This window comes from Comamonas sp. C11, from assembly GCF_024496285.1.
GTDB lineage: Bacteria > Pseudomonadota > Gammaproteobacteria > Burkholderiales > Burkholderiaceae_C > Comamonas > Comamonas testosteroni_F.
The window spans coordinates 5409488-5430753 of the sequence record NZ_CP101743.1 but is presented as its reverse complement, the minus strand read 5'-3'; the positions used below and the strand labels follow the sequence as shown (position 1 = coordinate 5430753).

The following is a 21266-nucleotide window of genomic DNA, read 5'->3' as shown; positions in this document are numbered from 1 at the left end:
GGGATATGCGTTTTTGCAGATGCAGCGCCGTGCCAGCCGTGGCAGACTGCGGGCCATGTCCGAGCCCACTCTTCTCGTTGCCGACGATCACCCGCTGTTTCGCGCAGCGTTGATCCAGGTGCTGCACGACCGCTTTCCGCAATTCCGCATTGTGGAGGCGGCCAGCGCCCAGACCCTGGGCGCAGCGATGCAGGAGAATCCTGAAATCGAGCTGGTGCTGCTGGACCTGGCCATGCCCGGAGCGCGCGGCTTCTCGTCCCTGCTGCATCTGCGCGGCGAATATGCGCAGGTTCCGGTGATCATCATCTCCTCCAATGACGACCCTCGCATCATCCGTCGCGCCCAGCAGTTCGGGGCGGCAGGCTTTATCTCCAAGTCTGCTGCTGCAGACGATATGAGTGCCGCCATTGACGATGTGCTGAGCGGGGATATCAGCTTTCCCTCCATGGTGGCCGAGCGCTCGGAGGCCGATGCGGCCCTGGCCGCTCGCCTGGCTCAGCTCACGCCCCAGCAGTTTCGCGTGCTGCTGTGCATTGCCGACGGACTGCTCAACAAGCAGATCGCGCACGAACTGGGCCTGGCCGAAAACACCGTCAAGGTCCATGTGACGGCGATTCTCAAGAAGCTCGAATGCTATTCACGCACCCAGGCCGCCGTGCTGGTCAAGAGCCTGGAAAACGATCACGAGGTTTGATTGCCCTGGTGCCTCAAGGTCCCTCAGTTTTGATAGCTTGCTGCGCTTTTCTGGTAATGGTTCGAGGTGTTTTGCCTCATTTTTGTGCCGCTTGCAGCGGCATGCCGCTGTCGCAGTTCGATGGCTACAAGTGCGCAAAAAACTCCGGCGTCGTGTCCCAGCGATCGTGCATGCCATCGACATAGGTGACGGGAATTCGCGACAGCTCCTCCTCCGACAGCTCTTCCAGGCAGCCGATATTGATGCCGTACATCTGGCCTATCGGCGTGTTGTGGCCCACGCCAAAGACGCGGATGCCGCAACGTTTGCAGAAGAAATGCTGGTTCTTTTGCGAGCCAAACACATAGAGTGTGAGCTCCTTCTCGCCCGTAATAAGGCGAAAATTTTCGGGGCTGGCGATGGCGGGCCAGAATCGGCTGCGTCTGCAGATGGAGCAGTTGCAGCGATAGCTGGGCTGGCTCAGGTCCAGGCCGACTTCAACCTGAACCCGGCTGCAATGGCAGCTGGCACGATAGGATTTCAGCATCTGGCGACCCCTTGTGTTGAGACGGGCCGCCACCGGGATGTCAGCCTTGATCGAAGCTTAGATAGTTCAGATGCTCCTGGCTACGCCAGACCGCACACCATGCATTGATATCGCTGCCGTGGGAGAAAAAGATCTCCCAGCGATGATCGACCTCGTCCTGAAAAACCTGTCTCGCCGCATTGATGAAGCGATGACAATGGGTCGGGAGCGAGCCTTGGGCATCTTGCGCATCGATCAGCCAGAGGAAGTCCTCTTGCCAGTCGGCGTCGCACGATACTTCATGCACGGATTTCAGACGCAGCCTGCTGACCACATCGGGCCAATGAGCGAGATCGATCCGGCAGCGCACAGCCAGGCGGTCGTCAATGCCGCTGCCTCCGGCATAAAAGCCCAGCGCATAGTGCAAGTCTTCCTCTGCAGGCGCAAAGCCGATCAGATTGGCAATGAGTGACATGGGCTTCTCCACGCACATGTCTTTGCTGTCGTGTCGATGAGCCAGGCTGTCGTAGTCGCGCATGTCTTCTGCAACCGTCTAAGGAAGAGCAGGCATGCACAGGTGTGTCGCCTCATGCTGCATGGGTTGGCCCTCCCAGGGAGGACAGAACGGCAGGAGCGATCAGCCTGTGCATGGGTTTGACGGGCAGCATGTAGAGATGCCCCAGTGCGTTCTTGACATGCACGACGGTTGTGACGGTGATGACGGTGTCCAGGGAACGGATGTCGCTCTTGCGGTGAATGCTGAGCACGACTTTCAGATGCTTGTCATCGTCGCCGATCAGGGCTTCATCAAAGGTGTTCTCGAACACCGTGAAGATGCCGACCCTGTCGCCGGGGCCGTAGCTGGCTGCTGGTTTTCCGGGCTTCAGGGCCGACAAGGTGCCCAGGTTCTTGAGCCCCACCAGGCCGCCGACCAGATTGCGCGCACGCATGCAGATTTCAATCCAGCGCGGCGTTTTCCGCGCGGCAAGAATGAAGTGGTCCAGTGCAGACAGGCCTGTGGCGTCCGAGACGATGCTCCAGGAGTCGTGAAAGCTGGCCCCGGCCAATCGCTGTGCGATGCGGCTGCCGGGCGGAACGGCGGATTCAACGGGATGATGGTGCATGCTGTCTCTGTCAGGGTTGAACGGCCCGCGTGCCTGAAAGCCGCAGAGGCTGTTGCAGCATATCGAAGAATCCGCCGCTCGGCTTGCGCAGTCATGGCGTGCAGACCGGTGCTGGTCCTGAATTGATAGCGAGAGTTCGATGCACTGAAAGCACCGCAGCTGGAAATGACTTTGGTTGTCAGGCGCTCCCGCCTTCTCGTCCGCGCAAAAAGGTCTGGCTCATCAGCGCCCGCAGCGCCGGCGGTCTGACCGGCTTGGCCAGAAAGCCCCAGCCGCGTTCGGCAGCCTGGCGGCGCAGGGTGCTATCGCCTTCAGCGGTCAGCAGGATGACGGGAGGCTGCTGCCCCCAGCGCTCGCAGAGCTGGGCATAGATATCGGGGCCGTAGAGCTGGCCCAGATGCACATCGAGCAGCACCAGTTGCGGGGCATTGCCGGGCGCTGCGTAGGCCAGGGCTTCGGGGGCATTGGCGGCCAGCGGCACGTCGCAGCCCCAGCGCTCGAGCAGGGCGCAGGTGGCGTCGCGGGTGGCGGGATCGTCCTCCACATACCAGACGGTGCCGCCCTGCAGCGGACTTTCCACACGAGCGCTGGGGGAAGGCTGCTGCGATACCGGCGTCAATGCAGCGGCCTGGCCCAGTGGAACCTTGACCCAGAAGACGCTGCCCTTGCCCAGGGTGGAGCGCAGGCCGATCTCATGGTCCAGCAATCTGCCCAGGCGTTCCACGATGGCCAGGCCCAGGCCGGTGCCGCGGTCGTCGGCATGGCCTTCGTCGAGGCGGCGGAACTCTTCGAAGATTTCCTTTTGCAGGCTTTGGGGGATGCCAGGACCCTGGTCATGCACCTCGATGCGCACCTGGTCGCCCTGGCGGCGACAGCCCACGACGATACGGCCCTTGCGCGTATAGCGGATGGCGTTGGAGACAAAGTTCTGCAATATGCGGCGCAGCAGGGCTTCGTCGCTGCGCACGATCAGCCGGCTGGGCATGCAGTGCAGGCTCAGGCCCTCGTTCTCGGCCTGCAGTGCAAAATTGTTGTGCACCACTTCCAGCAAGGAGTTGAGCGCGAAGTCACGTACACGGACTTCGAGCTGGCCCGATTCCATGCGCGAGATGTCGAGCAGGCTGGTGAGAATGGCGTCCTGAGAGGCCAGTGCCTTGTCCACCCGCTGGGCCAGTTGGCGGCCTGCCTCATCGTGCAGATAGGTGGGCAGCAGGCTGGTGAAAATGCGCGCCGCATTCAGCGGCTGCAGCAGGTCATGCACGGCCGAGGCGACAAAGCGGGTTTTGTAGCGGTTGGCGCGCTCGGCCTCCTGTTTGGCCTGGGCCAGGTCCCGGGTGCGATCGGCAATGCGCTTTTCCAGCGTATCGGCCAGATTGCGCAACTCGCGCGCCGTGTTCTTGTAGCTGGTGATGTCGGCATAGCTGGTGACAAAGCCGCCATCGGGCAGGGGGTTGCCGCGAATCTCCAGCACCGTGCCGTCGCCCTTGGCGCTTTCGTGCAGATGAGGGCTGCCGCTGCGCAGATGCTGGAGGCGGCGCTGGATCGCAGGCTCCACATCGCCCTTGCCCAGCAGGCCGCGCCTGGCGTTGTGGCGTATCAGAGCCTCAATGGGCTGGCCCACATGCATGAGCTCGGGCGGGTAGCGGAACAGCTCCACATAGCGCGAGTTCCAGGCCACCAGCCGCAGCTGTGGGTCCACGACCACCACGCCTTGCGGCAGATGCTGCAGGCTGCGCGAGAGTCCGGTGTCGGCCTGCTTGGCGGCCTGGACAATGCCGTCCTGCGCGGTGCGCAGCTCCTGCGCATGCTGGTGCAGAACGGTCTCCAGCTCCTTGCGGCTGCGCTGGCGCAGGGCAGCCAGACGCTGGCGCTGGCGGATATAGAGTACCAGCAGCGAGGCGGCCAGCCACAGGCCGCCAGCGGCCACTGCCGCCCAGTGGCTGGCCGTCTGGCTGTGGACGATGTCGTGCAGCAGGTGCAGCTGCCATTGGCTTTCGGGGAGTTCCATGCGCAGCCAGAGCATGGGGTCGACCAGCGGAGGCTGGCTGAAATGCGCCAGCATGCCGATGCCCGCAGGCTGCCGGCTGGTGCGATAGCCGAGCGGAATCAGAGTCTGGCCCGCGTATTGATGGGTGTCCCGTACCTCCTGCTGGTCGCTGCTGGACAGCGGCTCCAGCAGGCGGTAGCGCCATTCGTCGCGGTTGGAGAGAAAGACCACGCCATGCTCGTCCGAGGCGAAGACGATGTCGGGCGACTGGCTCCACTCGCCTTCGAGCTCCTGAAACAGGATCTTGATGGCGATGAGTCCAAGCACCGAGCCGTCATCATCATGAATGGCCTGGGAGAGAAAGTAGCCGGGCAGTCCCGTGGTCATGCCGATGCCATAGAAGCGGCCACTGCCCTGGTTCAGCGCCTGAGTCACATAGGGGCGAAAGCTGTAGTCCTCGCCCACATTGCTGTGCGAGTCGCGCCAGTTGCTGGCGGCCACGGCCTTGCCGCTTCTGTCGATGAGGGTCAGCGTGGAAGCTCGGCTGGCGCCGTTGGCCTGCTCCAGCTTGCGGTTGAGCCTGTCCACCTCGGTGGCTCTGAGCGGGTGGCTGAGCGCGCTCTTGAGTTCGGCATCGAGCGCCAGCACCTCGGGCAGGGTGCGGTAGCGGTCCACGCGCTGCACCATGGCCTGGGCATAGAGCGTGAGCTGGCGTTGCACGCTTTCGCTTTCATCGTGCAAAGAGGTTTGCAGCGCGACGCGACTGGCGGCCCACATGCTCAGCAGCATGCCGCTGAGGACGATGACAAGGGTCAGAAACAGTCGGTTTCGGGCAAGGTTTCGCGCAAGACGCATGACGAGGTCGGGTGATCAAGGAGCCCAGTGTGGCTCTGGAGCAGTTTCAGTGCGGATTCTGAGGCCTAGGGATTTCCCTAAGTTGGTGCATGCTCTCCCAGGGAGCGCGTCCCGACCTAATACCAATGGGTTATCGGCACAAAAAGGGCGCGGGAGTACAAACGGCAGCAATTCGGCGCACCACGGTGGTGCGCCCGCAATTTTGGAGATGCAGCGTGCACACTCTGCCCACAGAATCTGCTCCGCGCGAGCACTTGCCGTTCTACCGTCAGCTCTACTTCCAGGTGGTGTTCGCCATCATCTTGGGCGTGCTGCTGGGGCACTTCGAGCCCGCCTACGGCGAAGCCATGAAGCCCTTTGGCGATGCCTTCATCAAGCTCATCAAGATGATCATCGCGCCGGTGATCTTCCTGACCATCGTCACCGGCATCGCCAGCATGACGCACCTGAGCGCCGTGGGTCGTGTGTTCGGCAAGGCCATGGCGTATTTCCTGACCTTTTCCACGCTGGCGCTGGTTGTGGGCCTGATCGTGGCGAATGTGATGCAGCCTGGTGCCGGCATGCATATCAACCCTGCCGACCTGGACCAGACGGCCGTCAAGGGCTATGTGGCCAAGTCGCACGAGATGACGCTGACCGGCTTCGTGATGGACATCATCCCCAAGACGCTGATCAGTCCATTCGTGGGTGACAACATCCTGCAGGTGCTGCTGGTGGCCGTGCTGTTCGGCGTGTCCCTTGCCTTGGTCGGCGAGGCCGGCAAGCCCGTGCTGAGCTTCTTCGAAGCCCTGACCAAGCCCGTGTTCAAGCTGGTCAACATCGTGATGAAGTTCGCTCCCATCGGTGCCTTTGGCGCCATGGCCTTCACCATCGGCAAGTTCGGTCTGGGCTCGCTGGTCAACCTCGCCGAGCTGGTGCTGACCTTCTACATCACCTCGGCCCTGTTCGTGCTGGTGGTCCTGGGTGCGGTGGCGCGCTTTTGCGGCTTCTCCGTGATCAAGCTGATCAAGTACCTCAAGGACGAGCTGTTGCTGGTGCTGGGCACATCGTCTTCCGAATCGGCTCTGCCTTCGCTGATGCACAAGATGGAAAAAGCCGGCTGCAGCAAGTCCGTCGTCGGTCTGGTCGTGCCTACCGGCTATTCCTTCAACCTGGACGGCACCAATATCTACATGACGCTGGCTGCTCTGTTCATTGCCCAGGCGACCGATACCCATCTGACCCTGGGCCACCAGATTGCTTTGCTGCTGGTTGCCATGCTGTCGTCCAAGGGCGCGGCGGGTGTGACGGGGGCTGGCTTCATCACCCTGGCAGCGACCCTGGCCGTGGTGCCCGAGGTGCCAGTGGCCGGCATGGCTCTGATTCTGGGGGTGGACCGCTTCATGTCCGAATGCCGCTCGCTGACCAACTTCATCGGTAACGCCGTCGCTACCGTGGTGGTCTCCAAATGGGAGAGCGCGCTGGACTACGAAAAGCTGGATGCTGCTCTGGCAGGCAAGGAAGAAAACGAGGCGGTGTCCGCTCACGCCTGAGCGAGCACAGGCCTCATGCCAAAAAGCCCCGGCCATCAGGTCGGGGCTTTTTTCATGGATTTCAGGCTTTAAGCCCAGCAGGGGAAGGCGTTGATAGCTATTGATTCGATTGCATTCAGGCGGAGTGTGAGGTGGCCGTCAGCAAGTCATGGGCCGCCAGCACGCGCAGGGTGTCGCGCCCCAGGCTCTTGCTGCGGGGCAGAAAGCGCACCCAGCTCAGTTTGTTGACGGTGCGCTCCAGTACCTGCCGGGCCTCGGCGGGAAGCTGCTGCACAAACTGCAGCCAGGCCTGCCGGGCCTGCTCCAGCGCACCTGCCTGCTGCAGAAACAGTGCCGTGGACTGGGCGTAGTTGAGCGCATCGCGCGCCATGCAGACGGCTTGCGGCAAATGGGCAGCAGGGTCGTCTTCAAAGTCGATGAAGCCTATGACCCCATCGGCGCAGACCACCATATTGCGCGCTACGGCCTGGCTCAGTACCTCGCCGCTGGCATGGGCCTGCTCGATGGCCTCCAGGCCTCTTTGCCAGAGCTGCAGCGTGGCCTGCGCACCCTGGGCAATCGCGTCTTCGATGGCATTGCTCAGGGACGGCGCCTCTTCGCCCGGGCGGCCCAGATGGCGCATTACAAAGGCCTGGTCGTCCGTGGCCAGCACTTGCGGCACGCGCAGGCCCTTGGCCATGAAGCTGCGCAGGCGGCGCACCTCGGTTTGCAGGGATTCGGTCCCGCCGGGGTTGGGCACGGGCTGCAGCACGGCGGCCCTGAACAGCTTGGCCAGTGTGCTCAGCAGCCAGTAGTTGAGGGCCGGGTTGCCCTTGTTGGCGCGTTTGACCCAAAGGGTTTCATGCGCGAGTTCATAGCGCATGATGCTATGGGGCTGGTCCAGATGCTCGCGCAGGAATGCCTGGTAATCGATGGCGTTATGCGCAGATGGCATCTGCTCTTGGGTGGAAATATCCTGAGATGGCACGGCGTGGGGTCTGTCAGGCGCGCGAGGCTCTGGCTTCTCAGGTCCAGATGCCGTTGCGCTGGGGAAAAGCCTGCGATTGTGCCGCGTTGTCGGAACTGCCCGCAGCAGAAGGGCGCAACACGGGCTCGTGCAGCGGCTGAAAGCTCTGTGCCGTGGCCAGCGGCCAGTAGTTCTGGAAGACCTTGTGCTGGCGCTCCAGGTTCTTGAGCAGGCAGCCCGGCTCCACGCGCAATATCAGGTTGGACAGCAGGCTGACCTGGGTGTCGTCCAGCCGGCGCACTATATGGTGGGCCGTGATCTCGTTGGGATGCCTGAGGCCAGCGGCCTGAACCAGCTCCTGCAGCGCATGCAAGGTGTTCTTGTGGAAGCTGGCCACGCGCGTGGCCTTGTCGGGCACGACCAGCGCCTGCTGGCGCACGGCGTCTTGCGTGGTGACGCCCGTGGGGCAGGTGCCTGTGTGGCAGCTCTGGGCCTGAATGCAGCCCAGCGCCATCATGAAGCCGCGCCCCGAATTGCACCAATCGGCACCCAGGGCCATCATGCGGGCAATGTCGAAGGCCGTGATGACCTTGCCTGCCGCACCGATCTTGATGCGCTGGCGCAGGTTCACGCCCAGCAGCGTGTTGTGCACCAGCAGCAGGCCTTCCTGCAGCGGTACGCCCACATGGTCGACAAATTCCACAGGCGCAGCGCCCGTTCCGCCCTCGGCACCGTCGACGACGATGAAGTCGGGCGTGATATTGGTTTCCAGCATGGCCTTGACCATGGCAAACCATTCCCAAGGGTGACCGACGCAGAACTTGAAACCCGTGGGCTTGCCGCCTGAAAGACGGCGCAGCCTGGCGATGAACTGCATCAGCTCCACAGGGGTGGAAAATGCGCTGTGGCTGGATGGCGAAATGCAGTCCACGCCAATCGGTATGCCGCGTGCTGCTGCAATTTCGGGAGTGACCTTGGCTCCAGGAAGCATGCCGCCATGGCCGGGTTTGGCGCCCTGGCTGAGCTTGATCTCTATCATCTTGACCTGCGGGTCGGTAGCGTTGGCGACGAATCTTTCTTCGCTGAACGTGCCGTCCGCATTGCGGCAACCGAAATAGCCCGAGGCCACCTCCCAGATCAGATCTCCGCCATGCATGCGGTGGTATTGGCTGATCGAGCCTTCGCCCGTATCGTGGATGAAGCCGCCCATCTTCGCGCCCTGGTTCAGCGCCTGGATGGCGTTGCCCGACAACGCGCCAAAGCTCATGGCCGAGATATTGAAGACGCTGGCGTGATAGGGGCGGGTGCAGGGATCCACTCCTTCAGCTGGTTGCTCCTGCGTGCCGCCAATCCAGAGGCGGAAGTCATGCGAGCTGAGCTTGGTGGGCTGCAGCGAGTGGTTGACCCACTCATACCCCTGCTGGCTCACGTCGAGCTGGGTGCCGAACGGCCGGTTGTCGACCTGGCCCTTGGCACGCTGATAGACCAGCGAGCGCTGGGCGCGCGAGAACGGCTGGGCCTCGGTATCGCCTTCGATGAAGTACTGGCGAATCTCGGGGCGTATGAACTCGAAGATGAAGCGCAAATGTCCCATGATGGGGTAGTTGCGCAGAATGGCATGTTGCTTTTGCAGCAGATCCCAGATGCCCAGCAGCACCAACAGGCCCGAAGCGATCAGCCACCCAAGCCCCCTGTCTGCTGTCGTCAGCGTGTAGAGCGTGGTGCCCAGTACGACCACCGAAATGGTTAGCGCGCTATAGCGCAGAGGCAGACTATTGAAGAAGCGATGCACTGCAGATACTCCCATGGCAGGGTGTGTTGATGGTGGCCCGCTAAAATTCAGCCCGTACGGGAGCATCCTGCCCCCAGCCCCATCTCCCGGCCCTGCACTTCGATAGTGATGAAACGGTCCGGGCCATCATAAAAGCCTTTCCCTATGCAAGAACAAGCACCTAACTCCGCCGCAGAAGATGCGGCACTCGCCGACATGCCCGAGGGCGCACTGAGCAACGACCAGCTCGAAGAGCTGGATGCGCTGCTCGACGAACTGCGCACCCGCGGCGACGAAATTCCCCAGTGGGAATTCTGTGACGGCTTCCTGACCGCTCTGGTCTGCACGCGCCGCCCCATTGCCGCTGCCGAATACATGCCCATGCTGCTGGGCGATGGTGAAGCCCTGCAAGTGGCCGAAGGCCAGCCTCTGCCCAAGCTGGAAGTCTTCAAGGACGAGGCCCAGCAGGCACGTTTCATGGAGCTGTTCGAGCTGCGCCTGGCCGAAGTGCGCGAGCAACTGGACGCCGACATCAAGTCCCTGGCCGACGACGCAGCCTTCCAGCCCGAAGCGCTGGATACGCGCGGCGCCATCGCCATCCTGCCCGAAGCCGAGCAGGCCGAGCTGGCTGGCGAAGAAGTGCCCTCGTTCTCGCAAGTGTGGGCGCTGGGCTTCATGTTCGTGGTGGAGAACTGGGCCGACGAATGGGCTGCGCCACGCGACAAGGAAGCAGCACAGTTGCTGGACGCGGCCATGGAGTTCATCGTCAACCTGACCGAGGACGACACGGACGAGCCGGCTCTGAATCTGTACGACGAAGCCGGTCCTGCCTCGACCAGCCAGGAGCGTGTGGATGCCTTTGGCGAAGCCATCTGGGCCGTGTATGACCTGTACCGCCTGTGGAAGAGCATGGGCCCACGCCAGGAAACCATCGTCAAGGGCGAGCAGCCCGGCCGCAACGACCCTTGCCCCTGCGGTAGCGGCAAGAAGTTCAAGAAGTGCCACGGGGCCTGACCAGAGCCTCCGCCTGAGACTCTTTGATCAGCCCCGTCAAGGGGCGGCAGCACCGCTGCAGAGCGGTCTTTGCTTGCTGTCCCGAGTTAGGGACAGCGGCGTTGCAGAGCCCGCTATCAAGGCGTCTTGGTTGTCGGGAGGCTCAAACTAAATAAAGGCCGCGTGACATTTGCGCAGGCATTGGCGTGTAGTGTGAGTTAGTGGGATAGATGACGCATTTAGGTGAGCGCATACGCGCCCGGCGACAGGCGCTGGGTTTGAGCCAGGGACGCCTGGCGCAGATGGCGGATGTCACTGCATCCGCCATCTCGCAGATCGAGTCGGGAGCCATTCGCACTCTCAAGAATGACACGCTGGCAAGACTGGCCGTTGCGCTGCAGACCACGGCGCTGGAATTGATGGCAGGTCTGCATTCCGAGACCGCATCGCTACCCAGCGATGAGCAGCGCCTGCTCGACTGCTATAGAAAACTGCAGCCACCGCTGCAGGACATTGCTCTCAAACTGATTAAAGCCCTGCAGTGATTTCCGAATCACTTTATCGAGCAATCTCTTTTGTTTCAGAAAGGCCTGCTGTCTGCAGGCCTTTTTGTTCTTTCATCTGAAACAAAGGGTTAACCCGATTATTGAATGTAGGACGAAATCTATTAATCCGTAGGAAATAAATGAAGATTGCGTAGATTGAACCGGAAGACATATGTGAGGGAAGAGTCAAGAAAATTTCAGATGATTCCCTGCGTCCTGTGAAGTCTTTGTTTTTATTGGTCTTTTTGATGTGGGAGTGCTTGCTTGCACGGTGGTTGAAATTGCCGAGAACTATGCTGCATAGTTGTTGATAGCTATTTCAAATATTTCAAGATGTTTCTGGCTTCGTAAGATTGGTTCCGCGGTGGTCGAAAACAGCCACAGCGATCTACAAACCTGATTGTTGAAGGAGCTAGTCATGAAAGACCAAATCATCAAATTCTGGCGTGATGAAGAAGGTGCAACGGCGATTGAGTACGGCCTGATCGCGGGGCTGATTGCCGCTGTCATTGTGGGTGCTGTTACCGGCCTTGGAACCCGGATCAATACGCTTTTGGGTAATATTCTTACCGCGATTGGTGGGTAAATACCGTAATGGGTATGGTATTTCTGGCATGGCTGTGCACTTCGGCAGTCTGTGATGCCAGATATAGAAAATGTTTCAATTATTTATCTGTTTCAGGATTAGGGTTGGCATTTATTACTGCTTTCCTTTTTCCTGAAGCAAGCTCTGTCAATATTTCTGTTGAGGGTGCTTTTATTGGTTGTTTTCTGGCATTTTCAGTTCTCTTGGTGTTTTATTTCTTTGGGGTGATGACTGCCGGAGATGTGAAGTTCGCAGCAGCGCTCGGTGCTTGGCTGGGTTGGGAGTTGTTATTGCTCGTCTGGGCGTTGAGTTGCGGTTTTGCGGTGGCTCATGGATTCATTGTTCGAAGTCATTTGAAGTATTTTTTCTCTCCAGCGATTAATTGGGACGACGGTACTCAAAAAAACAAGAGAAGGTTCATTCCGTATGTGACCTATCTCTCCATGGCAACGGTGATTGTTCTGATGCTGAATAAATAGCAAGAGGAAAGGAGGGGGTCATGCAATTCAAAAGGCAGCAAGGTGCAGCAGCAATTGAGTTTGCCATTCTCTTTCCCATTTTCTTCCTGATTTTCTACGCCATCATCACCTATGGCCTGATCTTTGCCGCACAGCAGACCTTGACCTTGGCTGCCGCCGAAGGGGCAAGAGCCGCAGTGCGATATCCCTCCGTTCCCACGGGCGCCGCGATGACCAAGCCAGCCCAGTTGCAGGCACGTTTGACTGCAGCCTGTGCCACTGCGGCCTTGGCGACGGATTGGCTTTCCAGAATGGGTGCAGGCTTGGGTTCTGCGGGCTGCAGCGCAGGTGTCAGCGATGCTGCGGGCTTGCATGCCACGCCTGGTCTCTGTGGTACAGGTTCAGCATCTTTCACTGCCTCCAACGATGCCAGCCTGGTGAACTGCGTGACCATGCAGGTGAACTACAACTACGCCACCGCACCGCTGATCCCGAGATTGCTGGGGTCTGTGTTGAGCCTGCCCACTCCCAATCTCTTGCGGGGGAGAGCCGTCGCACAAATTAGCTTGATTGACTGAAAACGATAAAGCCTTGCTCTTTGAAGCCAAGTAATAAGAGGGAAATCTATGGTGAATGTCGCAAAGATCGCGGTCGGGGTTTTGCTGGCAGTGGCATTGGCTCTGGGTGTTTATGGGTGGATGCTTGCCAGGGCTCCTCAGGCACCGGACCCTCAGGCTCAAACTTCCGCCAGCAGCAGCCAATCTAATGCCAGCCTGAGCGTGGTGGTGGCCGCGCAGGCCATTCCCGCGGGCCAGGCACTCAAGGCCGAGGATCTGCAGCTCATGCCGTTGCCCGCCAAGCCCGATGGTGCTTATGGCGAGGTTCAGGCTGCGGTCGGCTCGGTTCCTGCGGTGGACATTCCCAAAGGCGCACCCGTACTCCAAGGGCAAATGGCGACCGGCCTGGCGCTCAAGTTGTCGGAGGGGGAGCGTGCGGTCGCAGTCAAGGTCGATGAAAGCATTGGCGCTGGCAATCGCATCAGACCTGGTGACTTTGTCGATGTGTTCTTTGCGCTGCGCCGCGATGGCAATGAAATCGACCAGAGCCAGGCGCGTTTGCTGCTTTCGCGCAAGCGCGTGCTGGCCTATGGTGCGGCATCGGTGGATGCTCTGAGCTCGGTGGAGAAAACAGAGGGCAAGCAGGCCAATGGCCCTGACAACGCCCGAACTGCGGTGCTTGCGGTGCCGGTGGCCGAGGTCAGTCAGTTGCTGCTGGGCGGCTCCAATGGCAGTCTGCTTCTGGCGTTGCGCAACCCCACGGATATGACAGAGCCGGATAGGGAGAAGTTTGCTCCACTGCCCGGCGTATTAGCCGTCGCCATGACCAAGGGAGCTGTTGCCGCTCCTCTGGAAGGTGCTGACGCAGCGCAGGCTGGTGTGGCCATGAGCAGCCTGGCTGGTTCTGCAGGCACTTCGGTCGCGCGCATGAGTGCAGCCAGGCCCATGACAGCCGGGGTTGCCAAGCCTGCTGTGCCGCGCACACGTACTGCCTCCGCAGACTCTTCCCTGCCCGTTGAATTCGTGCGTGGTGCCAACTCCCAAACCGTGCGGTACTGATCTATGAATAACAAGACTGTTTCAATCGCATCCCGCACCTTTTCGCTGAAGCCGCTGTATCTGCTCTACGGCCTGTCCTTGAGTGCCGTCACTGTCCCGGCCCTTGCGCAGCAAGTGCCCAATGCGGGCGAAAGCAGAGCGCAGCGAGCAACAGCATCCAGGGAAATCAAGCTCGTGATGGGCGCGCAGCATGAGCTGGACCTGCCCGGCGGTGTGGAGCGCATTGCCATCGGCGACGACACGATTGCGGCGGTGCATATCAAGCGTGCGGGCAAGGGGGCTGCCGCCAAGATCCTGCTGAATCCGCTCAAGCCTGGCAGCACATCGTTCATGGTCTGGCCGCGTGGTGAAGCGCAGGCGCAGACCTATATGCTCAATGTGCAGCAGCGGGTGGAACTGCGCACGGCCAAGGCCTCCAGCCTGATAGAGCAGCAATTTGCCGGCGAGCTGGCGAATGCGCAATCCGCCGACAAGGCCAAGACCGTCGATCTCTCCAGCGTCCAGCTCAAAAGCAATGTGGTGCAGGTCGATGTCAAGGTGGTTGAGTTCAACAAGACCCAGATGAAGAAGGTGGGTCTCAATCTGTTCAGCACCTCTCCCAACAGCTCTGGCTTCAGCTTTGGCATTTTTGGGCGGGGCTCCTATGGCTCAGGCGGCGGGAGCTCCACGACAGGCGCGACCGCCAACCCTTTGACTCAGGCCTTCAACCTGTTGATGCAGTTCGACAAGGCCGGCATCGGTGTCAATATCGGCATGCTCGAAGGCAATAATCTGGCGCGGGTGCTGGCGGCCCCGACCCTGGTGGCCTTGTCCGGCCAGAGCGCCAACTTTCTGTCGGGCGGCGAGGTGCCGGTTCCCGTGCCTGCAGGCACGGGCATGGTGGCCATTCAGTACAAGCCTTACGGCATCGGCTTGACGGTCTCTCCCACGGTGCTGTCCAACGATCGCATCGTGCTCAAGGTGGCGCCTGAGGCCAGCGAACTGGACTACGCCAACACCATAGTTCTGAACAGCGCGACCATTCCGTCCATCACCACTCGCCGTGCCGACACGACGGTGGAACTGGGTGACGGCGAGAGCTTTGTGATTGGCGGCCTGGTCAGTCGCAACACCACATCGGGTACCGACAAGGTTCCTTTGCTGGGCGATATCCCGATTCTGGGTGTGCTGTTCAAGCGTCAGGAGTTTCAGCGAAAGGAGAGCGAGCTGGCGATTGTGGTGACTCCGCGCCTTGTCAAGCCGCTGGCTCGCGATGTGAATGTGGAGCCGCTGCTGCCCGGGCGCACCGAGCAGCGTGATCCTGCGGTGTGGGGTCCATGGGTGGCGGGTGGCCTGTCGTCCAGCGTGGCGCCGGGCTTCTCGCGCTGAGTGCCAGAGTAGAGACATGAATATGCGCATGGACTCTTCCCAGCTCAATACCGCGCAGCCAGGGGCGGTGCGCGGCAATGCACGCGTGGTGCTGGTAACGCAGTCCTCATCGCACGCTTTCTGGCTGGCAAGTGCTCTGGGCAGCGATGCGGAAGTGATACCGGTGGCAGGCGATCTGGCAACGCTTCACACTGCGATTTCGGCGCCTGGGCTTGGCGTGGTGGTGGTGGATTTCTCGACTCCCATGACGGAGGCTGCCATCGTCCTGGTCAGCGATTTGCGCGCCAGTTTCCCCGGCGTGGTGATCATGGGGTCCGGCTCTGCTGCCGAGCCCGCTTCCATGCGTGCGGCCCTGCGCTGTGGCGTGGTTGAATTCATTGACTGGGATGCGTCCGAAGCCGAGGCCAATGCGGCCATCAGGCATCAGATGCATGAACGCCGTCAGCTGCCTGCGACGGTGGCGCTGGAGCCGGAAACCAAAGGCTTCTCCCTGCCTTTGCTGGGGGCACGTGTAGGGATGGGTGTGACTACGCTGGCAACGCATCTGGCCGTGATGCTCCAGGAAATGCATGCCTATGACGTGCGAGGCAGCAAGAACAGAAAGCAGGTTGCCAGGCCGTTTGGCGCAAGTCAGTTGCCGCTGGATGAGTCCGCACATGCAGCATTGCTGGACCTGGGCTTGCCTGCACGTGATGGCTTGCTGTATCTGGGCATCGCGGGTGACTTCAGCTTTGTGGATGCGGTTCAGAATACGCGCCGCCTGGACGCGACATTGATCGAATCGGCCTTTGCCAAGCACTCCACAGGCACTGTGACTCTGGCCTGGCCTTCCGATCTGGGCATGCTGCGCGAAGTCAGCCCTGCGGCTGCAGCGGGTGTCGTCAACACGCTCAAAAGCCTGCTTGGGGTGCAGGTGATCGATCTGGGCGGCATGGTGCAGGCTGATTTTCTGGCGCCCTTGCTGCGCGAGAGCGGGCAGGGCTGGGTGGTTTGCGACCAGTCGCTGGGAGGCATTGTGTCTACGGCGCAGATGCTCAAGGAGCTTGATGCCAAGGGCGTGAGTCGCAGCACGCTCAAGCTGGTGCTCAACCGCTTCAATGCGCAAGCCGGCCTGCCCGCCAAAGAGGTCGCGCAGCGCCTTGGCCTGGAATTGCTGCATGTGGTGCCGGATCGGTCCACGGTTTTGCTGAATGCCGCCAGCTGCGGTCAGCTGTTGTCGCAATCGCTGCGCGGTGATCCCTATGTGACCTGTGTCAGAAGCATGGCCAGAGCATTGCTGAGCGGAGCGGTGGTGGCTGACAAGGTCGCGGCGCCAGCGTCGGGAGTTTTGGGGCAATGGGCCAAGCGATTGAGGAGAGGCGAATGAGCATGGACATTGTTTTCGCCGAAAAAAGCAGTCATTTTTCGGACTCCAAGCAGCTGCTGCTGATCAAGAACGTCGCACACGAGCATTTGCTCACGCGTGTGGAGGAACTGGGTGCGGTGTTTGCCAAGTGGTCAACCAGCCGTGTGCGCCAGTTTGTGCACCAGGAGCTGGAGCAGTTTGTGCGTCAGCAGCGCTTTCCCGTCAATGACGAGGAGGTGCAATGGATTGCGCAGGCCCTGAACAAGGAGCTGTCCGGGCTGGGGCCGCTGGATGACCTGATGGCCGACCCGGAGGTCGAGGACATTCTGATCAACGGCTATCAGCGCGTCTTTGTCTCGCGCAAGGGAATTTTGCAGCAGGAGGCCTTGCATTTCACCGACAACGCCCATGTGCTGCGCATCGTGCGCCGCATCATCTCCCCGCTGGGCCGCCGCCTTGATGAATCCACGCCCATGGTCGATGCGCGCTTGCCGGATGGAGGGCGTATCAATGTGGTGATAGAGCCCTTGTCGCTGGATGGGCCGGCGGTATCCATACGCAAGTTTCGCAATGATCCGCTGCGCGTTCAGGATCTGGTCGATTTCGGCACCATGGACGAAGGCATGGCTCGCTTGCTGGAGCTGGCGGTGCGCGAGCGCTGCAATATTCTCATCAGCGGCGGCACCAGCTGCGGCAAGACCTCCATGCTCAATGCGATTGCGGGCTTTATCCCCGCCAATGAGCGGGTGGTGACGATTGAGGACACGGCCGAGCTCACGCTGCCTCACCCGCATGTGGTGCGCATGGAAAGCCGTCCCGGTGGCTTTGAAGGCGCTGGAGTGGTTTCCATTCGGGATCTGCTGCGCAACAGCTTGCGCATGCGCCCGGATCGCATTGTGGTGGGCGAGGTGCGCGGCGCGGAAGTGTTGGAAATGCTGCAGGCCATGAACACCGGTCACGACGGTTCCATGGCCACCATCCACGCCAGCTCTCCTCGCGAGTGTCTGCACCGCATGGAGATGCTTGCGGGCTTTGCGGGCTTTCAGGGCAGCGAGGTCAGCCTGCGCCGCCAGATTGCCAATGCGCTCGATTTCATCGTGCAGATCAGCCGCCTGCCCAATGGCAAACGGCGCATTACATCGATCACCGAAGTCACGGGCATCACCGATAGCGTGATTGCCACGCAGGAGCTCTATCGTCACGAGCTGCTGCCGCAGACCGACGGCGAGGATCTGGAGCGCTGGACCACGCTGGGCATGGTGCCACATACGCCCAAGCTGGCGCGCTATCGTGCGGTGCTGCAGCACGCGGGCGGCAACGGCGCAAACCATTCGGGACTGCGCCATGGCTAGCCATGCGTTTTTGCTCCTGAGTCTGGCGCTGCTGATCGCTGCAGCCGCCGTGGCACTGTGGATGTTTGCCCGTCGGCAGCAGAGGACACAGCGTATGACCAGGCATCTGGAGCAGAGCCTGGAAAAAAGCGCGGCCGCCGCCGCCGGGTTTGTCACCAAGGATGCAGCGGCATCGGCGTTTGATGGCTCGGTGGCGGATGCCTTGCTGGGCAATGAGAAAAGAACCGGCTGGCCGGTTCCCGCCATCTTGTTGGGGACAGTTAGTGCCGGAGTTTTCTATGGCGGGCTGGTCCTGATTGCTGCGACGTTTCTGGCAGTTGGTCTTGCGGTCGGCTGGCTGGCCGGTAGTGCCGCGCTGGTGGTGCTGGGGATTGGCTTCTTCTTTTGGCTTTACGCGCGGGCGCAGAAGTTTCGCGTCAGGCTCACGCAGCAGTTACCCGGCTTTCTTGACAACACGGTGCGTTTGGTAACGATTGGCAACTCCGTTCAGGCGGCCTTCCAGATGGCAGCGGCCAGCACCAAAGACCCGTTGCAATCGATCATGGAAAAAGCTGCCAGTCTGGCTCGTGCGGGCATGGACCTGGAGAACGCGGTGGCCCATGTGGCCAGACAGACAAGACTGGACGAGTTGCATTTGCTGGCCGCCATTCTGCGCATCAGCGTTCGTTATGGTGGCCGGGTTGATCTGCTGCTGGAACGTGTGGCCAATTTCATGCGAGACCGCGAGCAGGCCGAGCAGGATCTGTCTGCCATGACAGCCGAAACGCGCATGTCGGCCTGGGTGCTGAGCCTGCTGCCGGTGGCCGTATGCTGTCTGATCATTTCCTTCAATGCGAGCTACTTTCTGAACATGTGGAATGACGCCAGTGGTCGCAACATCATCTGGGCGGCGGCTGCTTTGCAGGTCTTTGGTGTGCTGTTGCTCTACCGCATGGCCAAGCTCGACGAGGGGGGCGATTGATGGAGACATCCCGTCTTTTGCTGATGCTGAGCGTGGCATTTCTGGCCTTGGCTGCGCTGATCGGTGCAGTCTTGATTGCCTATGCGCATCAGCGCCGTGAGCGCAGCAGTCAGGTGGTGCAGGATGCACTGAGCCGCAGCGGTGCTGCTGCCGCGAACGGGGCTGCAGTGCCTTCCAAGCCCGCAGATCTGCTGCGCTCGCTCAACGGCGATGGCGAACTGCCTGCGCACTGGCTCAATACATCGTTGGGCAAGGCATTGGTGGCGCAGGAAGACCGCATTTTGCTGAGCAAATGTGGCTGGGGATCGACTCGCGCGCAGCTGCTATACCTGATAGCACGCTGCGTGGTTTCCGTATTGCTTTTACTGCTGGCTGCCTTTGTTTTTTCAGGTAACAAGCATTTTCTGCTCTACCTGTTTGCAGCATTCACCATAGGTTTCCTGCTTCCCAAATGGGTGCTGCGCAGCGTGGCGCGCCGCCGCAGGGCCAGCGTTGCCCGCGAGCTGCCTTTGTTTGTCGATTTGCTGGGCTTGCTGCAAGGCACGGGCATGAGTCTTGACCAGACCCTGCAGGTCATTGGCTCCGATTTCGGCAATGTCATGCCCGTGCTTTCGCGAGAGATACAGCTGGCCAATCAGCAGTACAGCCGGGGCAGCACGCGCGAGCGTTCCTTTGCTCGCATGAGCGAGGTCTATCAGAACGACAACCTGGCCAATCTGACATCGCTGATGATTCAGATCGACAGATACGGCGGAGCCGTGCAGGAGCCTCTGCGCATTTTTGGCGAGCGTCTGCGCGAGCAGCGCAAGGCCAAGATGAAGGAGTTGATAGGAAAGATCTCGGTCAAGATGACAGGCGTCATGGTCCTGACGCTGCTTCCGGCCCTGATCATCGTGACTGCCGGACCCGGCTTTCTGGCCGTGATGAAGGCATTGGGGGGGATAAACAAATGAAAAAAGAAAGCCGATATCTGATGCTGCCATTGGCGACCGCAGCCATGGCACTGCTGGCGGGCTGCTCCAGCGTGGGCAATCTGCTGGGGCAGAACCAGCCCGCGCTGTCGCCGGCGGCCAAGGCTGCGGCAGACATGCCGCTGGAGAAGGAGGCTGTGGTCGACACGCAGGACACCTACCTCTCTCTGGTCAAGCAGATGCAGTCCAAGTCGCTCTGGTATGCCTCCATCGCGCACCTGGATGCACTGGACAAGCAATGGGGCGCTTCCAGCGATTCGCGGCTGTTGCGCGCCGATGCATTGCGTCAGGTGGGTCAGCTCAGTGCGGCCATCCCCATTTACCAGGGCCTGCTCGGCAGCGCCAAGGATGGTGCTGCACGCTATGGCCTGGGCCGTGTGGCAGCAGAGCAGGGCGACTTTCGCAGTGCCGCTCAGCAGATGGAGCAGGCGCGCATGAGCAATCCTGTGGACTCGCGCCTGTTGACCGATCTGGGCTATGCCTATCTGCGTGCGCATGATCTGAACGCAGCGCGCATTCCCCTGATGCAGGCGGCTCAGCTCAATCCCGAGGATGCGCAGGTCAACGTCAATCTGAGCCTGTTCATGATGGTCAGCGGCCAGAGCGCGCAGGCCGAGGAATTCATGCGCCAGCGCAAGCTGGACGCACAGACCCAGCAACTGGTCAAGGAGCAGGCCGGGGAGTGGGCGAGGACTGCAAGCCTGGCAGCAGCAAAGCCTGCCGCGACTGCGACCGGCAAGGTTGTCAACCTTTCCCGTCCGGAAGTGAAGACGGCCCCCGAGGCCGTGGTCAGTTCCGGGAAATCCGCCGAAGTGCCGGAGCCTGCTGCAGCGCAGGAGGTGCCCGCCGCAAAAAAGTCCGCACCGGAGCCTGAGGCCGCCAAGGCTCCGGTAGTGGTAGTCAAGGCAGCGGAGTCTGTGCCATTTCCTACCGCTGTGTTGCCGCGGCCCCAAGCGCAGCCTCTGGTGGCGCGGAATGTGGAGCGGGCGCCCAGCGGTGGTCAGTGGATGGTCTCCGGCAGCAGCTTTGATGCAGGAAGGCCGCGTCACCCCGGTCAGGGGGTGAGCCAATTCATGCAGGCGGCTCCGCAAACCTATGCCTACGCGCCGCCTGTTCCTGTGCAGGCATCAGATGCTCCTGTCGATGTAGCAGCTACTGTTCCATTGGAAAGGACCTCAGTACCAAAGCAGCCTGAAGTAACCGCAGATAAGGCGCAAAGGGCTCCTGTCTTGATAGCGAAAACGGCGCCGCTGCTGGAGGCGACCGTGGCGACGGCTTCTCTGTCCGCCAGGCAGGAGGCACACAAGCCGGCACAGTCTTTGCTGACGGAGGCAATGCCCGCAAAGCTGCAGCAGATGCAGCCGGCACCGGCTTCGCGCGCCGAGCCTGCAGCGCAGCCCGTGATCGCGCGCCAGCCCGCGCGAGCGACAAGATCGTTGCCGGAGGCTGCAGTGGTGATGGCTGCGGCACATCCTGTCGCCGTTCGCCAGGCCGGTGAATCCGGCGGCAAACAGGTCGTGCAAGCCATGCTGCCCCAGCGCGCAGCGGCGAGTGGATTGTTCTTTGAAACACCCGATGAAGATGCCGGCAGCAAGCCTGCAGCTTCTGCCAAGCAGAGTGCGCCCGAGCGTGCCTGGCCCTGAACCTTCAAGGAGTC

20 protein-coding genes are annotated in these 21266 nt (G+C 61.0%); 14 read left to right on the top strand and 6 right to left on the bottom strand.

The features are described 5' to 3' along the window. The first annotated feature begins 55 nt into the window (after window positions 1-55). Window positions 56-694 carry a response regulator transcription factor gene (locus NOX35_RS25070; protein WP_003068280.1) on the top strand — a complete coding sequence of 213 codons (639 nt, stop codon included), beginning with the start codon at window positions 56-58 and terminating at the stop codon, window positions 692-694. A gap of 124 nt (window positions 695-818) precedes the next feature. Here NOX35_RS25070 and NOX35_RS25065 read toward each other — a convergent pair whose 3' ends face one another. The 4 genes from NOX35_RS25065 to NOX35_RS25050 form a co-directional block, all read right to left on the bottom strand. Next, window positions 819-1220 (bottom strand): GFA family protein, encoded by a 402-nt coding sequence (locus NOX35_RS25065; RefSeq protein ID WP_182284897.1) that lies wholly within the window; start codon window positions 1218-1220, stop codon window positions 819-821. 40 nt (window positions 1221-1260) lie between these two features. Beyond that, window positions 1261-1737 (bottom strand): hypothetical protein, encoded by a 477-nt coding sequence (locus NOX35_RS25060; protein ID WP_256495109.1) that lies wholly within the window; start codon window positions 1735-1737, stop codon window positions 1261-1263. A gap of 49 nt (window positions 1738-1786) precedes the next feature. Further along, on the bottom strand, window positions 1787-2323 hold the full coding sequence (locus NOX35_RS25055; RefSeq protein ID WP_182284895.1) for a DUF2867 domain-containing protein: 537 nt from the start codon (window positions 2321-2323) through the stop codon (window positions 1787-1789). 178 nt (window positions 2324-2501) lie between these two features. Beyond that, window positions 2502-5165 carry a PAS-domain containing protein gene (locus NOX35_RS25050; protein ID WP_256495108.1) on the bottom strand — a complete coding sequence of 888 codons (2664 nt, stop codon included), beginning with the start codon at window positions 5163-5165 and terminating at the stop codon, window positions 2502-2504. Window positions 5166-5380: 215 nt separating this feature from the next. Here NOX35_RS25050 and NOX35_RS25045 point away from each other — a divergent pair, with 215 nt between their 5' ends. Then, window positions 5381-6697: a dicarboxylate/amino acid:cation symporter gene (locus tag NOX35_RS25045; RefSeq protein WP_256495107.1), complete on the top strand. Its 1317-nt coding sequence runs from the start codon at window positions 5381-5383 to the stop codon at window positions 6695-6697. Window positions 6698-6812: 115 nt separating this feature from the next. On the opposite strand, the gene NOX35_RS25040 is transcribed toward NOX35_RS25045, so the two are convergent. Next, on the bottom strand, window positions 6813-7631 hold the full coding sequence (locus NOX35_RS25040; protein WP_182284892.1) for an RIO1 family regulatory kinase/ATPase: 819 nt from the start codon (window positions 7629-7631) through the stop codon (window positions 6813-6815). Window positions 7632-7701: 70 nt separating this feature from the next. Further along, a complete protein-coding gene (locus tag NOX35_RS25035) occupies window positions 7702-9450 on the bottom strand; it encodes an FMN-binding glutamate synthase family protein (RefSeq protein WP_182284891.1) in 1749 nt (582 codons plus the stop codon). Between the two features lie 180 nt (window positions 9451-9630). Between NOX35_RS25035 and NOX35_RS25030 the strand changes: the two genes are divergently transcribed. From NOX35_RS25030 to NOX35_RS24975, 12 genes are all read left to right on the top strand, one after another. Then, window positions 9631-10428, top strand: coding sequence for a YecA family protein (locus NOX35_RS25030; RefSeq protein WP_003076152.1), 798 nt, complete (start codon window positions 9631-9633; stop codon window positions 10426-10428). Window positions 10429-10637: 209 nt separating this feature from the next. Continuing rightward, a complete protein-coding gene (locus tag NOX35_RS25025; RefSeq protein WP_034348855.1) occupies window positions 10638-10952 on the top strand; it encodes a helix-turn-helix domain-containing protein in 315 nt (104 codons plus the stop codon). A gap of 418 nt (window positions 10953-11370) precedes the next feature. After that, entirely contained in the window at window positions 11371-11538 is a 168-nt protein-coding gene (locus NOX35_RS25020) for a Flp family type IVb pilin (RefSeq protein ID WP_043003899.1), read from the top strand. Window positions 11539-11546: 8 nt separating this feature from the next. After that, a complete protein-coding gene (locus NOX35_RS25015; RefSeq protein WP_371878508.1) occupies window positions 11547-12017 on the top strand; it encodes a prepilin peptidase in 471 nt (156 codons plus the stop codon). Window positions 12018-12037: 20 nt separating this feature from the next. Then, a complete protein-coding gene (locus NOX35_RS25010) occupies window positions 12038-12574 on the top strand; it encodes a TadE/TadG family type IV pilus assembly protein (protein WP_182284889.1) in 537 nt (178 codons plus the stop codon). Window positions 12575-12622: 48 nt separating this feature from the next. Next, window positions 12623-13612 carry a Flp pilus assembly protein CpaB gene (gene cpaB / locus NOX35_RS25005; RefSeq protein WP_256495106.1) on the top strand — a complete coding sequence of 330 codons (990 nt, stop codon included), beginning with the start codon at window positions 12623-12625 and terminating at the stop codon, window positions 13610-13612. A gap of 3 nt (window positions 13613-13615) precedes the next feature. Beyond that, window positions 13616-14980, top strand: coding sequence for a type II and III secretion system protein family protein (locus tag NOX35_RS25000; RefSeq protein WP_182284887.1), 1365 nt, complete (start codon window positions 13616-13618; stop codon window positions 14978-14980). Window positions 14981-15008: 28 nt separating this feature from the next. Next, window positions 15009-16346: a histidine kinase gene (locus NOX35_RS24995; RefSeq protein WP_232538064.1), complete on the top strand. Its 1338-nt coding sequence runs from the start codon at window positions 15009-15011 to the stop codon at window positions 16344-16346. Then, window positions 16343-17677, top strand: a complete 1335-nt coding sequence (locus NOX35_RS24990) for a CpaF family protein (RefSeq protein WP_256495105.1) — start codon at window positions 16343-16345, stop codon at window positions 17675-17677. Before NOX35_RS24995 ends, NOX35_RS24990 begins: the two co-directional genes overlap by 4 nt. Then, complete coding sequence (locus NOX35_RS24985; RefSeq protein WP_256495104.1) at window positions 17670-18638, top strand: type II secretion system F family protein; 969 nt, start codon at window positions 17670-17672, stop codon at window positions 18636-18638. The genes NOX35_RS24990 and NOX35_RS24985 overlap by 8 nt, the downstream gene beginning before the upstream one ends. Beyond that, window positions 18638-19591, top strand: a complete 954-nt coding sequence (locus NOX35_RS24980; RefSeq protein ID WP_256495103.1) for a type II secretion system F family protein — start codon at window positions 18638-18640, stop codon at window positions 19589-19591. Before NOX35_RS24985 ends, NOX35_RS24980 begins: the two co-directional genes overlap by 1 nt. Further along, window positions 19588-21252, top strand: a complete 1665-nt coding sequence (locus tag NOX35_RS24975) for a tetratricopeptide repeat protein (RefSeq protein ID WP_256495102.1) — start codon at window positions 19588-19590, stop codon at window positions 21250-21252. Before NOX35_RS24980 ends, NOX35_RS24975 begins: the two co-directional genes overlap by 4 nt. The last annotated feature ends 14 nt before the right edge of the window (window positions 21253-21266 follow it).